This is a genomic window from Nodularia harveyana UHCC-0300 (assembly GCF_034931085.1).
In the GTDB taxonomy this organism is placed as follows: Bacteria; Cyanobacteriota; Cyanobacteriia; order Cyanobacteriales; family Nostocaceae; genus Nodularia; species Nodularia harveyana.
Map to the genome: position 1 here is coordinate 34,927 of NZ_JAYGHG010000035.1, position 15,340 is coordinate 50,266.

Consider the following 15,340-nt stretch of genomic DNA (forward strand, 5'->3'; position numbering starts at 1 on the left):
TTTGCCGTCTTTAAGTGTGACAAACTTTAAATTTACTCAGTATAAGTATCCAAAAAAGGGCGTTATATCCCCAGACATACATACTGTCATGTCACATTTATTCTCCACACCAGAGTTTTTAGTACATCAGTATTATTTTGTCAAATTAGCCATTCGAGATAAAATACCAACTTGATTAGGTAAAATCGCCAAAAGCAAATTTCAGCCCCACATCAAGAGTGAAAACCGACAGTATTTTTTATCGTCTTTTTCAAGAATTGCCCAGTATATTTTTTGAATTAATTGGTAATTCACCCCAACTGGCTGAAACGTACACATTTTCATCCATAGAAATTAAGCAAACTGCATTTCGCATAGATGGTGTTTTTCTGCCGACACAAGGCGAACACAACCCCATCTACTTTGTTGAGGTTCAGTTTCAAAATGACACAGAAATTTATTCCCGCCTATTTTCCGAAATATATTTATATTTGCGGCAAAACCAACCCAAAAACTCATGGCGAGGAGTAGTAATTTATCCCACGCGCAGCCTTGATACTTCAGATATAAATAATTACAGTGAATTTTTCACTAGCCAGCGTGTTACCCGTATTTATCTTGATGAATTAGGGGAAACTGGATCATTGCCGATTGGGATTGCTACTATTAAATTAATAGTCGAAAATAAAGATACAGCAATTGTCACCGCTAAGGAATTAATAAATAGAAGCCAGCAAGAGATTAATACTGAACCAAAACGGCAACAGTTACTGCAATTAATAGAAACCATCTTGGTATACAAATTTCCCGTAATGAGTCGAAAGGAGATTGAAAAGATGTTTGGGTTAAGCGATTTGAAACAGACACGAGTTTATCAAGAAGCTAAAGAAGAAGGATTACAAGAAGGGAAACAAGAAGGTAGTTTAAAAGCGAAATTAGCAGCAGTATCTCGATTATTGGCGTTGGGTTTGACGGTTGAGCAAATTGCCCAGGCGTTAGATTTGAATGTTGAACAAGTTAGGGAAGCTGCACAACAAAATTAAACCCAGGTAAATAACTCACAATATTTTTATCATTTTTTACAACTTTAAATTTTATGGTCACACTATCTCCCAGTCTAAAAGCTAAACTCTCTCAACCCCTGAAAATTGGCTCCCTTGAGGTTAAAAGTCGAGTGCTTCAGTCGCCTTTGTCTGGGGTGACAGATATGGTTTTTCGCCGTCTGGTGCGTCGCTATGCACCAGATTCGATGTTGTATACAGAAATGGTAAATGCGACGGGGTTACACTATGTCAAAGAGTTACCCACGATTATGGAGGTAGATCCCAAGGAACGACCAATTAGCATTCAATTATTTGACTGTCGCCCGGATTTTTTAGCAGAAGCAGCAATTAAAGCCGTTGCGGAAGGTGCTGATACTGTTGATATTAATATGGGTTGTCCGGTAAATAAGATTACTAAAAACGGTGGCGGTTCATCTTTATTGCGTCAACCGGAAGTAGCTGAGGCTATTGTCAGGGAAGTAGTGCAAGCTGTTAAAGTCCCTGTAACGGTTAAAACTCGTATTGGTTGGAATGATCGAGAAATTACAATTCTTGATTTTGCCAAGCGCATGGAAGATGCTGGGGCGCAAATGATTACAGTGCATGGACGTACCCGCGCTCAAGGATACAATGGTAACGCCCGATGGGAATGGATTACTCGTGTAAAGGAAGTGCTTTCTATTCCGGTAATTGGGAATGGGGATATTTTTTCCGTGGAAGCGGCTGTTAAATGTTTAGAACAAACTGGCGCTGATGGGGTGATGTGTTCTCGTGGTACTCTGGGTTATCCCTTTTTGGTGGGGGAAATTGATCATTTCTTGAAGACCGGGGAAATGTTATTACCACCTAGTCCAGTTCAGCGCTTGGAATGTGCCAGAGATCATTTGCAAGCATTATGGGAATATAAAGGCGATCGCGGTGTTCGTCAAGCCCGTAAACACATGACTTGGTACGCCAAAGGTTTTGTCGGTGCTGCTGAATTACGGGGACAGTTAAGTTTAATTGAAACAGTCCAGCAAGGTTTGGATTTAATTGACCAGGGAATTGAAAAGTTAAATCATAGTTACGAGTCAATGGAAGAAGCAGAGAATTTTCAAGTTGCTTAATTTATTTAGGGTAAAACAGCTAAGAATTACGCAATAACTCACCAAAACTCTTTTTACTTCCTTTCCTTTGTGTACTTCTCCCAAAGGGAGAGGCTAGCGCCAACGCGTCCTTTGTGGTTAGTTTATTTTATAATTCAGTGCATCGTCAGCAAAAACTGCCATAACGCACCGAACAATCAAGAATGATACTTTCCACTAGGCGACAAGACACTTTACAAAAAAGGATTTAGTATAATTTAATTATTTTATGAAAAAGTCAGGCAATCGCCTTTAATTATTAACAGTAACATATTTATTTTGCCCATCTTTAACCTTAAATTTGGCATATTTGTTAGCCGTTTGATCACTAAAATTATTGATCCCAGCCAACATTAACTCATCCCGATGCTGCCAGATTGCAAATATGTTTACCCTACCATCATAGAATGTATCCGAGTCTATTTGATATGCTTCATGGATTCGTTTTAGTTTTAAACCCAATAATTTTAATAGTCGAGTGAGTATTCTGATGGCTGAAATACTTTCTTTACCTCTAACCACATCAATTCCTAGCACCCTTTTAATGTGTTTACTATGTTGAAAAGCAACATCTTTCAGCCAAATTAAATCAGCATCATTTTCGGTAAATTTTCTTTCAGGTTCCAAAAATTGAAACATTCCTAATGCCCTCATAGCTTCAACTTTGCAAGTATAAGTCTTTAAATCTGGCAGAAAAACTTTGCCATCACCCCATACTAGTTGTTGATGCCATTCTTGTTTATCTCTAATGTGAAAATACTCACTTTCATGTGTGAGATAATAGTGCATCAGTAATTGGAAATAATATCCTTTATCATCCCGCAACTTTAATATAGGAGTAACTGCAATGCCATATCTTTGTCGGAGGGTGTATTTATCTATTTGGTGACGTTCTGTTTCTGAAAGAGAATGTTGATTTAATAACTTCTCATATTCTAGACAATTAATATCCTCTGCTTTAGCTACAGCAGTCGCAGCCGATAATTGATGTTTCTGCTTAATATCTTTAATTTGTCCTTTAATGTCTTTAGCTTTTTGACGCTTTTCCGACCAATCTATTTGCACTTTAACAATTTGTAAAACCAATCTTTTGCGGGTTTCTAAATCCTTAGTATCTGTTGCCAAAAATGCCAAGCGTAAATCTCTAACAATGTTATTATGAGCAGCATTACTTCGGAATCTAACTTGATGTCCATCTGCTATTAAACCATCTTGCATTGATTGCCGATAGAGACGAATAGAAGCATTTACCCTAGCAGATAATTTTGCCCAAGTACGCAAATGTACTGGGTCATAAACCAATGGTAAATCTACATCTATTTTATGTAACGGACTCAGTAAGGCTAAGTTTTCTTTTTGGTTTTCTTGATACCAATCGGATAATAAACGATAATTTGTACTACCACCAGCAATTAAACCTATTCCCCGTTTGGCAGACCAGACAATACGAGGTATATTATCTCTGACTCTAGCTAATGCTTGTCTTGCTTCTGTGTCAGGAATTACCCCTTGGAATATCCCATAAACTCGGTCAAAATGTTCGACATCAATGCTAATTCCAGTACCAAGGCTAGGAGTGACAAAAACGGTATCATATTCAGGAATTTTTTGATTAATATCTCCCACAAAATCAACTGCTGGATGACCCGGTGTGTTGGTTGTGCGACTGCTAATTACTAATGATTTGGGAAATTCTTGTCGTAATTTTGCTAACCTTTCTTTGAGGTAGCCTTCAATGGTTTCACAACTATAACGCCCAGAGCGACTATCAGTAGTTACGTAACATTTACGCCCTGCTATTAAATCTAATTCTAGTTGATGAATCAACGGTGTGGGATTAGGAGAATCATAAAAGGTTACTTTCCATCCTCTTTGTGGTTTCCATTTATTTAATAGTACCCAAGGCGTTAATTTTATTCCTGATAATCTTTGCAAATATTCTAAAGATACATCTGACAAGTCAGCATCTTGGGCAATGACTAAACCCCCTGTTGTTAAAATTGTAGAAATTAGTTGTTGAAATAATTTTAAAATTTTGACTCGTTTATGTTTACAAGTATTACTATTTAGTAGATGCCACAGAGATTGTTCTACTTCATCTAGAATTAAGATCCCTCCCTGCCAATTTTGGGGGTTAATTTTCCAAATAGAATCAACACATAAACCATAAGAATCAGTTGTTGTAAATCTATTGGCGGTTATAGGTAAATCTTGATCTACTTTCATTAAATGTTCGCTATGATTCAAGCCCCATTGAATACCGATTTTTTTACACAAAAACCGACCTAGTTGGATTCTGTGAGTAATTAGCAATACAGGTCTATTTAAAATTTTCGCTTGATGAACTAATCCTTGCAGTGCTGTAGTTTTTCCGGTACCTTTCGCCGATTTGACTCCCACTAATCCAGTAGTAGGATAAGAGATTTCTTCTAAGTAAGGACAGTTAACTGTGAGTGTAGCTGGAATAGTTAATTGAGTATGGGGTTGGCTGTGGGCGAGATAAATTTCTAAATCAGCACTGTGGCGATAAATTTTCTCGAAAGTATTTGCACCTTTAGCTACAATTAGCTCATCAACACCTTTTTCTATTCCTGGAAGTTCGATAACTTTAACCGGGCATTTTTGGGCTTGGAATAAACAACCTAGTTGAGAAATGGCGTTATTGATAGCAGCAACTTTTCTGGGTTGAGTTTCAAAATCAAAGCAAATATAAAAGGTACGTTTTTTGATAGCAAAAGCGGCTAAGTCGGGAATCAGTTGACGAGTGGTGACTTTACCAGATATATCTTTGACCACCCGATAACCACTGTTAATTCCTGGAATGGCGATCGCAGCGTATCCTTGTGTTAATAATGCAGCTGCTTTCTTCGCACCCTCACAGATAATTACAGGTACATTTTGCTCCATTACCCATTGCCAAAAGCCCTCAGCCTCTCCATCAACATTAACATTGATACTGCTGGGCATTGATAAATTATACCGTTCCGAGACTTGCTGCCAAATTTTTAGTGTTACCCGCAGACAAAATACCCGTGTTGGTGTGCTGGGTGGATGTTCGTACTTGATAGATTTGCCATTTTTATTACTTCTGGGTTGGTTTGGTTTAAAACATCCCCATTCCATTGATTGCCAATTATTTAGAGGATCTAAACCAGAACACCACCAACCCCCTGCGGTGACATGATTATAGCGCTGTAACCAACCATTTTTCACCCTCCCAGTATTAGTCCGGGGTAAATCCTCAGAAATTAACAGATACTCATAGGCTGATGCGTCTGATAAAGATTTAAAATTTAATTGCGTTAAGTGTAAATCTATACTACTACTCTTGACTAATTCCTCAAGGTGTTGGGTGTGTAAATAGTCTAGATGCATGGGGCGACCCTTGAACGGAATACGATGGATTTTAAACTTACCATGCATTCACTAATTTTTTATGCCAGAGATTATCAGAGTTTTTTGATGCTTTTTTTACTTCGTTCTAGAGAATACATCGGTGAGTAATCAGCTGCATGATTCTGTGAGAGTCCATTGTTGAAGTAATAAGCTTGTATTGTATTATTTAGTTAATATCATGTTTAATTTTTCAGTAAATTTTCTAGTTGTTTAAAGTAAGTAGAATATCAGGAGTTTGTATTTTTTTTCAACGCATAGGGGCGCGGAGGAAAGCGCAAAGGTACGCAGAGATTTTTTGTATTTATCTATTTTCTTCTGGAATACATCTATCTGGCGCACACAAACCGGAAAATTCCAACGTTATCACCTCAAAGGTATTCAAATCTACTCGCCGGATGGCGTGGTTATTGGTATCACTAATATATAGATAGTTCCCCATCACACTCAGTCCCGAAGGTTCAAAAAAATGTGTATTCTGACCTTGACCGTTTTTTAAACCCGCAGAACCATCTCCCAAGATTGTTTGACAATTGCCTGTATTGGGACTAATTAATTTAATTTTGTGGTTGTAGGTATCCGCTACCCACAGGTAATTTTCGGCATATTCCACTCCTAAGCAATGCTGTAATCGGACATTCTCGACCTGTCCATCAACATCACCAAAGCCAAATAACTCTCCACTACCACAGATGGTTCTGACTTGTTGCGGTTCTATTAATCCCACGCCCCGAATGGAACTTACTTCACTGTCAGCAATATATAATTCTTGTCCATTGCTAGTGATTCCACTGGGTTGGGCAAAGGCTGACTCGGTAAGTAAGCCATCAATACAAGCTTCTGCACTATTTCCAGCATAGGTTTTCACCATACTGCTTTCTAAGTTCATCTGCCAAATTTGATGGGAACCAGCCATGACAATAAACAAGGTTTTTCCCCATTGCACCACATCCCAGGGGGAATTTAAGGGCGTTTCTAATCCCGCACCCCCATGAGGACGGATATTGTGGCTTTGTTCACCAGTTCCAGCGATGGTTTTCACTGTTTGACCCTTGAGGTCAACTTGTCTCAGAGTATGATTTTCTGTATCAGCAACATACAGAATTTGATTTTCTTGATCAAATGCCATTCCCTGGGGGGCGAAAAACTGCGCTTCGTGAAATGCACCATCGGTTAAGCCAGATTTTCCGGTTCCAATTAAGTGCAGAATTTCTCCCTCGTAGCTACTCATGACTATACGATGATGACCAGAGTCAGCAATGAATAAGCCGGATGCAGTGGCGAGAACTTTACCGGGAAATGCGAGTGGTGTAATTGGTTGACGCTGTTTTTCTAACTTGAGGCTGATTTCCCGGAAATTAATCGTACCTTTTTCTTGGTGTTGACTAATTAACTGTTGAATTAATTCGTCTAAAGTATCACGCTTGCCTTCACCAGAAAGATAACCAATTACGTAACCTTCTGGATCAATAATCATGAAGGTAGGCCAAGCACGTACAGCATACTCTTCCCATACCCGAAAATCACGGTCAACTATAACTGGATGTTCGATGTCATGGCGCAGAATGGCTTGGCGAATATTCTCAATTTCTTTTTCGTTGTTAAATTTGGCTGAGTGTACGCCGATAATGGTGAGGCTATCTTGGTATTTTTGTTCTAAGTATTTCAAGTCTGGCAAAATGTGCAGACAATTAATACAGCAATATGTCCAAAAGTCCAAAATCACTACTCTCCCCTTGAGTGCTTTGAGAGACAAGGGTTGATCAGTATTCAACCAAGTATAATTTTGTGGTAATTCTGGCGCTCTAACACGACGGGTCATGAAGTCTAATTTGGTAGTGGTAGTCAGGGATCTTTTGGACAGTTACGAGAATTTCACTCAAGGCTGTGTGAATTAGCTAAGGGACTTCCAAGAAATAAATTATCCAAATAAACGTTAGCGTAGCTTGCGCGAACCGCATACCACAGAGACGCAGAGGACACAGAGTTATGAGGGTTTGAGAGGTTTTTTGCGTTAGGTGATTCAGTATTTTTTTATTTGTAAGTCCCTAATGCTGATCATGATTGATCGAAATTGGTAACTTTGTATTCTCCGGCTTTTTCTTCTGGTTCTGGTATGGGTGTAGTTTCTGGAACTACTGGAGAATCAATGGGAGATGGTTGATCATTTTCTAACTTCCGAGGCTGGAAATATTTTTGTAATTTTTTTAATCCCTGGTTTTGAGAATCCGGAGCAATTTTTGCAGGTAATGTTTTTGATTCACCTGTGGGGCTGACCTCTGCTTCTTCTGCGGGTGCTGCTGATTTACTAGATTTTGGTGTTGCTGGTTCAGTTACTTTTTCTGGTTTTTCAACTTCATCTGTGGGAGTTACATCCGGTGACTGAATAGTTTCTGGTAGCGGTGCGGTTGTGGGGACTGAGGGAGGTTGTAAAGATCCTTTAGATTTTGGTGTTTCTGGTTCAGCTACTGTTTCCGGTTCTGGAATTTCTGGTGACTCTGTTGGGGGTGTTTCTGGAATTTGAGTTTGAGGAATGGGCTGTGGTGACGGTTTTGTTTCAAGGCTGGGAGTAACTGTAGGTTCAGGTTTCTTGGTGGTGTAATTCTGGTCTACAATGCTACGCGCCTGATCTGCTGATAATTCTCCTCTGACAATTCGGGAAAGTGTGTCTTTACCATTGGGTTGATAATTAATCAGTCTAGCTGTGGTATTGAAGGCATTTTTGAGAGGATTTCCTTGATTATCGAGAAATTCTAGTTTTAGCCAATTGTTACCGGGTTTGAAGCCTTTGAGGTAAATTGGTTGCCAGCGATCCAAAATGAAGCTTTCTCCATTGATGGTGCAACGGATGCGCCAATCGCTGATGGTATCGTTGGGTTTGTCCTCCGCCACAAGGTGCAGAGGGGCGTTAGTTAGGTAAAAGTCCAGTAGGATTGGTTCTGCTCCATAACTGCCTTTAGGACGGCTGTAGGTGAGTATGGGCAGAGCAGGATCGGGATTGTTATCTTCTGTTTTGGTGAAAAGATGAAATGTTGTCTGGGCGTAAGCACCTTCATTTTTAAAGCTTTCGTGCCAAGGACGGGAAGCAAAGACGCGCAGGGTATGTGTACCAGGAGAGAGTTCTGGTAGAGTTAGGGGTTTATTAACGTCGTATACGGCTATATAAGGTTGATTATCAACAATTACGTGGAGATGAGGTCCTAGTTCTAATTCGGGATCTTTAAATATTGGGATGTCTTTTACCTGAAAGCTGACTGTAACTTGATTGTCTTGGAGAATTTGATCAGGTTGGGGAGAGAGAATTTTTACTTGTGGGCGATAATTTTCTAAGGCAAGGCGTAGTTGCTGGATTGCCTCTGGTGGAGAAACTTCAGAAAATTGCTGAGAAATCTGAGAAATTTTGGGGGGGTTATTTTTCTGGCTCACAGGGATTTCTTGGCTACCTGCTTTTTCACCGCAACTAGTTAAGGTCAATACCAGGACTAATGTGATTAGCCACTTGAAAATAGTAAATTTCATCGAAAATACTTGAGGGAAGACCTGCTGCCAAAATTTCATGGATTTCATCCTGTTGATGGTAGTCAGTAACTGACTCAGTTATTTTGGCGTAAACTGTGCATCGGATACCATAGTCCAAAAGATGAAATCTGGCTGACGGATGACCTGATAACATTTTATTTTAAGTTTGCGAGACATCTTAAAAAGAATTAATAATTTGGTGAAATGATTTTGGTAGCGATCGCCACATAATGAATTTTCTGGAATATCAAGCCTTAACATTTTGATGAAGTTCTGCTCAATCATAAGTTTTACGAATTGTTATTGTTTGTAAATTAAATGAAGAAACTCTTGACTTTTCGCGCAAAAAAGTAAAATTAAAAGGCTAATTAGACGATTATTTCGGCTAATTTGAATTATTGTTAAAATGTGTTTAACAATGCACTGGTAATGACTCTATAATTCAACACAGAAACAAACTTCCACATAGAGTCTTCATCACTGCTCCAGGAAAGTCTGTAGTTTGCGACTAGGGTTAACTTTGTGGTAATTATGATTCCTCATTCCTTATCCAGAGAGGAGGTCGAATGACGATTAGTCCTCCGGAGCGAGAGGAGAAGAAGGCAAGAGTCATCGTTGATAAAGATCCGGTTCCTACCTCATTTGAAAAATGGGCAAAGCCAGGACACTTCGACAGATCCTTAGCCAAAGGCCCCAAAACCACCACCTGGATTTGGAACCTTCATGCCCTCGCCCATGACTTTGATACACATACAAGCGATTTAGAAGACATTTCTCGTAAAATCTTCGCGGCACACTTCGGACATTTGTCCGTGGTAGCGATTTGGTTAAGCGGGATGTTATTCCACGGCGCTAAATTCTCGAATTACGAAGCTTGGTTAAGCGACCCACTCAACGTGCGTCCCAGCGCCCAAGTAGTTTGGCCCATTGTGGGACAAGACATTTTGAATGGTGATGTCGGTGGTGGATTCCACGGTATTCAGATCACCTCTGGCTTGTTCCAAGTGTGGCGCGGCTGGGGTATTACCAGCTCATTCCAGCTTTATGTAACCGCTATTGGCGGCTTGGTACTAGCAGGATTGTTCTTATTTGCTGGTTGGTTCCATTACCACAAGCGCGCTCCTAAACTGGAATGGTTCCAGAACGTGGAGTCAATGCTGAATCATCACTTGGCAGTATTGCTAGGTTGTGGTTCCTTGGGATGGACTGGACACCTAATCCATGTGTCAGCACCAATCAACAAACTTTTGGATGCAGGTGTAGCTGCTAAAGATATACCTTTGCCCCACGAGTTCATTCTGAACAAAGACTTGTTGACAGATTTGTATCCCAGCTTTGCTAATGGGTTGACACCATTCTTCACCTTGAACTGGGGTCAGTATGCTGACTTCCTAACATTCAAGGGCGGTCTAAACCCAGTTACAGGCGGCTTGTGGATGACCGATATTGCCCATCATCATTTGGCGATCGCGGTTCTGTTCATCATTGCTGGTCATATGTACCGTACCAATTGGGGTATCGGTCACAGCATTAAAGAAATCCTGGAAAACCATAAAGGTCCCTTCACAGGAGAAGGTCATAAAGGTTTGTATGAAAACCTGACCACATCCTGGCACGCTCAGTTAGCAACTAACCTTGCTTTCTTGGGTTCACTGACCATCATCATTGCCCACCATATGTACGCAATGCCTCCGTATCCTTACTTGGCAACGGACTACGCAACGCAATTGTGTATATTCACCCATCATATGTGGATCGGTGGCTTCTTGATTGTTGGTGGTGCGGCTCACGCAGCCATTTTCATGGTGCGGGATTACGATCCCGTTGTGAACCAAAACAACGTGCTAGATCGTGTGATTCGTCACCGGGATGCTATCATTTCCCACTTGAACTGGGTGTGTATTTTCCTTGGCTTCCACAGCTTTGGACTGTACATTCACAACGATACAATGCGTGCCTTGGGTCGTCCCCAAGATATGTTCTCCGACTCAGCAATTCAGTTGCAGCCAGTATTTGCTCAGTGGGTGCAAAACCTGCATACTCTAGCACCTGGTGGTACTGCTCCTAATGCTTTAGAGCCAGTTAGCTATGCTTTTGGCGGCGGTATTTTGGCTGTCGGCGGTAAAGTAGCAATGATGCCAATTACCTTGGGTACAGCAGACTTTTTAGTCCACCATATCCACGCCTTCACCATTCACGTCACAGTCCTGATTCTGCTCAAGGGTGTATTATTCGCCCGTAGTTCTCGTCTGATTCCAGACAAGGCAAACTTAGGCTTCCGCTTCCCTTGCGACGGTCCAGGTCGTGGCGGTACTTGCCAAGTATCTGGTTGGGACCACGTGTTCCTCGGATTATTTTGGATGTACAACTCCCTATCGATTGTGATCTTCCACTTCAGTTGGAAAATGCAATCAGATGTCTGGGGAACAGTAGATGCAGCAGGTAACGTGTCTCACATTACTGGTGGTAACTTTGCCCAAAGTGCCATCACCATTAACGGCTGGTTGCGTGACTTCTTGTGGGCGCAAGCTTCACAAGTAATCAACTCCTACGGCAGTGCTTTATCTGCTTATGGTCTACTATTCTTAGGCGCTCACTTTGTTTGGGCATTCAGCTTAATGTTCCTGTTCAGTGGTCGCGGCTACTGGCAAGAACTCATTGAGTCCATTGTTTGGGCGCATAATAAGTTGAAAGTAGCACCAGCAATTCAGCCTCGCGCTCTGAGCATCATTCAGGGACGAGCTGTAGGTGTAGCTCACTACCTCTTAGGAGGAATTGTGACCACCTGGGCATTCTTCCACGCACACATCCTTTCAGTAGGGTAGCAATTCACTTCATGGGTTTTGAGTGCTGGGTGCTAGGGGCTGAGTAATGAATAAAAGCTCAAAACCTAGTACTCAAAACTCAGAACTCTAAAAGATGACACCTGATGGCTAAAAGTCAGAGGATTTCTCAAACCTATGGCAACGAAATTTCCAAAATTTAGCCAGGATCTCGCACAGGACCCGACTACTCGTCGGATATGGTATGCGATCGCTACAGGAAACGACTTTGAAAGCCATGATGGCATGACTGAAGAGAATCTTTACCAAAAGATTTTCGCCACTCACTTCGGTCACTTGGCAATCATTTTCCTGTGGGCTTCCAGCCTCCTGTTCCACGTAGCCTGGCAAGGTAACTTTGAACAGTGGATTAAAGATCCCCTTCATATCCGTCCCATCGCCCATGCGATTTGGGACCCCCACTTTGGTGAACCTGCAATTGAAGCATTTACCCAAGCTGGTGCTAGCAATCCTGTAAACATTGCTTACTCTGGTGTTTATCACTGGTGGTACACCATCGGGATGCGGACAAACAGCGAACTATACACTGGTTCTGTTGGTTTGCTCTTGTTGGCAGCATTGTTCCTATTTGCTGGTTGGTTGCACTTGCAACCCAAGTTCCGTCCTAGCCTCTCTTGGTTTAAGAGTGCTGAACCTCGCCTCAACCACCACTTGGCTGGTTTGTTTGGTGTTAGTTCTTTGGCTTGGGCAGGTCACTTGATTCACGTTGCTATCCCCGAATCTCGCGGACAGCACGTTGGTTGGGATAACTTCTTGACCACACTACCTCACCCAGCAGGTTTGACACCCTTCTTTACAGGTGACTGGGGCGTTTACGCTCAGAACCCTGATACTGCTGGTCATATTTTTAGTACATCTGAAGGTTCAGGTACAGCAATTCTGACTTTCTTGGGTGGCTTCCATCCTCAGACAGAATCTTTGTGGCTGACCGATATGGCTCACCACCACTTGGCGATCGCCGTTATCTTCATTGTTGCTGGTCATATGTACCGGACTAACTTTGGAATTGGTCACAGCATCAAAGAAATGCTGAACTCCAAATCTGGTTTAGTACCTGGTAGCAAGAGTGAAGGTCAATTCAACCTGCCTCACCAAGGTCTATACGACACCATTAACAACTCGCTGCACTTCCAGTTGTCTCTAGCATTAGCGGCACTGGGAACTATCACTTCGTTGGTAGCGCAGCATATGTACGCTCTGCCTCCTTACGCATTCATTGCTAAGGACTACACAACACAGGCAGCGTTGTACACCCACCACCAATATATTGCTGGTTTCTTGATGGTTGGTGCTTTTGCCCACGCCGCCATTTTCTGGGTACGTGACTACGACCCCGAACAAAACAAAGGCAACGTACTTGACCGTATATTACAGCACAAAGAAGCGATCATATCTCACCTCAGCTGGGTATCGCTATTCTTGGGCTTCCATACCCTCGGTTTGTATGTACACAACGACGTAGTGGTAGCTTTCGGTACTCCTGAAAAGCAAATCTTGATTGAGCCTGTGTTCGCACAATTCATTCAAGCTGCTCACGGTAAAGTACTTTACGGTTTAGACACATTATTGTCTAACCCCGACAGCATCGCCTACACAGCTTATCCTAACTACGGCAACGTTTGGTTAGGTGGCTGGTTGGATGCCATCAACTCTGGCACCAACTCCTTGTTCTTAACAATCGGCCCTGGCGACTTCCTGGTACACCACGCATTCGCTTTGGCTATTCACACCACCACCTTGGTACTTGTTAAAGGTGCTTTGGACGCTCGTGGTTCCAAGTTGATGCCCGATAAAAAGGACTTCGGCTATGCGTTCCCTTGCGACGGTCCAGGCCGTGGCGGTACTTGCGACATCTCAGCTTGGGACTCTTTCTACCTAGCGATGTTCTGGATGTTGAACACCATTGGTTGGGTAACCTTCTACTGGCACTGGAAACATCTAGGTATTTGGCAAGGTAACGTTGCTCAGTTCAACGAAAACTCTACCTACCTGATGGGCTGGTTCCGTGACTACCTCTGGGCTAACTCTGCTCAGTTGATTAACGGATACAACCCCTACGGCGTGAATAACCTGTCTGTTTGGGCTTGGATGTTCCTATTTGGACACCTTGTTTGGGCAACCGGTTTCATGTTCCTCATCTCTTGGAGAGGTTACTGGCAAGAGTTGATTGAAACCCTTGTTTGGGCGCACGAGCGTACTCCTCTAGCTAACTTGGTTCGCTGGAAAGACAAGCCCGTTGCTCTGTCTATCGTTCAAGCTCGTTTGGTAGGTTTAGCCCACTTCACTGTCGGCTACGTCGTGACCTACGCGGCGTTCTTGATTGCCTCCACTGCTGGTAAGTTCGGTTAATTCGACTGCTAGTTTTGTAGGTCAGTAATAAAAGTCCCCTGCCACAAGGTGGGGGATTTTTTCATGGGCGTGCATCTTTCTTCGCCCTTCCCACAAAAGTTTAATGTAATTTAAATATCACCGCGTCCAGAACAATTAAGCACAATTAGAGGACTACCATTCATTTGGCAACAAGTCTGTGCTGAGGAAATAAATAATACTAACCATAAATATAAATTCATCATTTTTAAACAAGGTAGCAGCTAATTTAAAAATCTCTTAACTCTCTAGATTCATAGAAAGTTGTGTTAATTTTTCTAGCAACTTGTAAACTCCTGTAGCAATTTTATTTTCTGGATAGTCTGGATCATTGGGGTTGCATTCACCAAGTATTTTTGCTCTGGTAATTGCTTCTGGGATATATTGGATTAGTTGCGCATAAGATGGTTGTTTTTTAGTTTGATGAATCATATTCCATAACTTCTTACAAATTCCTGGTCTTTTTTTTATATGTTGATTTTGAATATAATCTTTCAAGCTAGTAACTTCTCGATTTCCTGGAATAGAATCTTGTAAACTTATTTCTAAATCAAAAAAGTGGAGTATTAACCAAATTTCAAAGCAGGGATTACTAATACATAATTTATATATAGGATTATCACAACATTTTTGAGCTAAGTCAGAAATAGTTAGTTTACGATTATCGTAGTCGTCAGTGTCTATGATCATCCATAATTCATCATATTCTTGAAGATCCTTATATTCCTTTAATTCCTCATAGAATTTAAGTAATGTTTTATATACATATTGAGGATCTGAATTTCCAGCTTCTTCTTCTTTTCTATCTATAAACTCCACATGAATATTGCTGAGACGAAAATCTTCTTTATATTTTATTTTTAAGGCATTAAAATATTGATATTCAGTTTTATCACCTTCCGCAGCTATTATATATAGTTTCCATGTTCTATCTTCACCACATTTGTAACCGTTCAGGGGGGGGTGGAAGAGCGATCGCCAAAGGAGGGGCTGAGTCCTGCGGATATGCTTGTGCGTTCGCCCATCGCTAAAAATTCTCCCCAAAATCTGATAAATTAAGTGATATGGAAGA

General features: G+C 41.4%; 8 protein-coding genes. 4 read left to right on the forward strand and 4 right to left on the reverse strand.

Annotated elements, in window-relative coordinates:
- Positions 1–218 precede the first annotated feature (218 nt).
- A complete protein-coding gene (locus VB620_RS17680; protein ID WP_323197463.1) occupies positions 219–1,022 on the forward strand; it encodes an Rpn family recombination-promoting nuclease/putative transposase in 804 nt (267 codons plus the stop codon).
- 53 nt (positions 1,023–1,075) lie between these two features.
- Positions 1,076–2,128 carry a tRNA dihydrouridine synthase DusB gene (gene dusB, locus VB620_RS17685; RefSeq protein ID WP_323197464.1) on the forward strand — a complete coding sequence of 351 codons (1,053 nt, stop codon included), beginning with the start codon at positions 1,076–1,078 and terminating at the stop codon, positions 2,126–2,128.
- A 270-nt stretch (positions 2,129–2,398) separates the two neighbouring features.
- Here the strand turns inward: dusB and VB620_RS17690 are convergent, their stop codons facing one another.
- The 3 genes from VB620_RS17690 to VB620_RS17700 form a co-directional block, all read right to left on the reverse strand.
- Positions 2,399–5,521 (reverse strand): plasmid replication protein, CyRepA1 family, encoded by a 3,123-nt coding sequence (locus VB620_RS17690; protein WP_323197465.1) that lies wholly within the window; start codon positions 5,519–5,521, stop codon positions 2,399–2,401.
- 322 nt (positions 5,522–5,843) lie between these two features.
- On the reverse strand, positions 5,844–7,361 hold the full coding sequence (locus VB620_RS17695; RefSeq protein WP_323197466.1) for a thioredoxin-like domain-containing protein: 1,518 nt from the start codon (positions 7,359–7,361) through the stop codon (positions 5,844–5,846).
- 236 nt (positions 7,362–7,597) lie between these two features.
- The gene (locus VB620_RS17700) at positions 7,598–9,097 is read right to left on the reverse strand and encodes a hypothetical protein (protein WP_323197467.1); all 1,500 of its coding nucleotides are present in this window, start codon (positions 9,095–9,097) and stop codon (positions 7,598–7,600) included.
- A 527-nt stretch (positions 9,098–9,624) separates the two neighbouring features.
- Between VB620_RS17700 and psaA the strand changes: the two genes are divergently transcribed.
- Both psaA and psaB read left to right on the forward strand, forming a co-directional pair.
- Positions 9,625–11,883: a photosystem I core protein PsaA gene (gene psaA / locus VB620_RS17705; protein WP_323197468.1), complete on the forward strand. Its 2,259-nt coding sequence runs from the start codon at positions 9,625–9,627 to the stop codon at positions 11,881–11,883.
- Positions 11,884–12,018: 135 nt separating this feature from the next.
- On the forward strand, positions 12,019–14,250 hold the full coding sequence (psaB, locus tag VB620_RS17710; RefSeq protein WP_323197469.1) for a photosystem I core protein PsaB: 2,232 nt from the start codon (positions 12,019–12,021) through the stop codon (positions 14,248–14,250).
- Between the two features lie 258 nt (positions 14,251–14,508).
- Here the strand turns inward: psaB and VB620_RS17715 are convergent.
- Positions 14,509–15,340: RloB family protein (locus VB620_RS17715; protein WP_323197470.1), on the reverse strand; the 832-nt coding region annotated here is incomplete at its 5' end.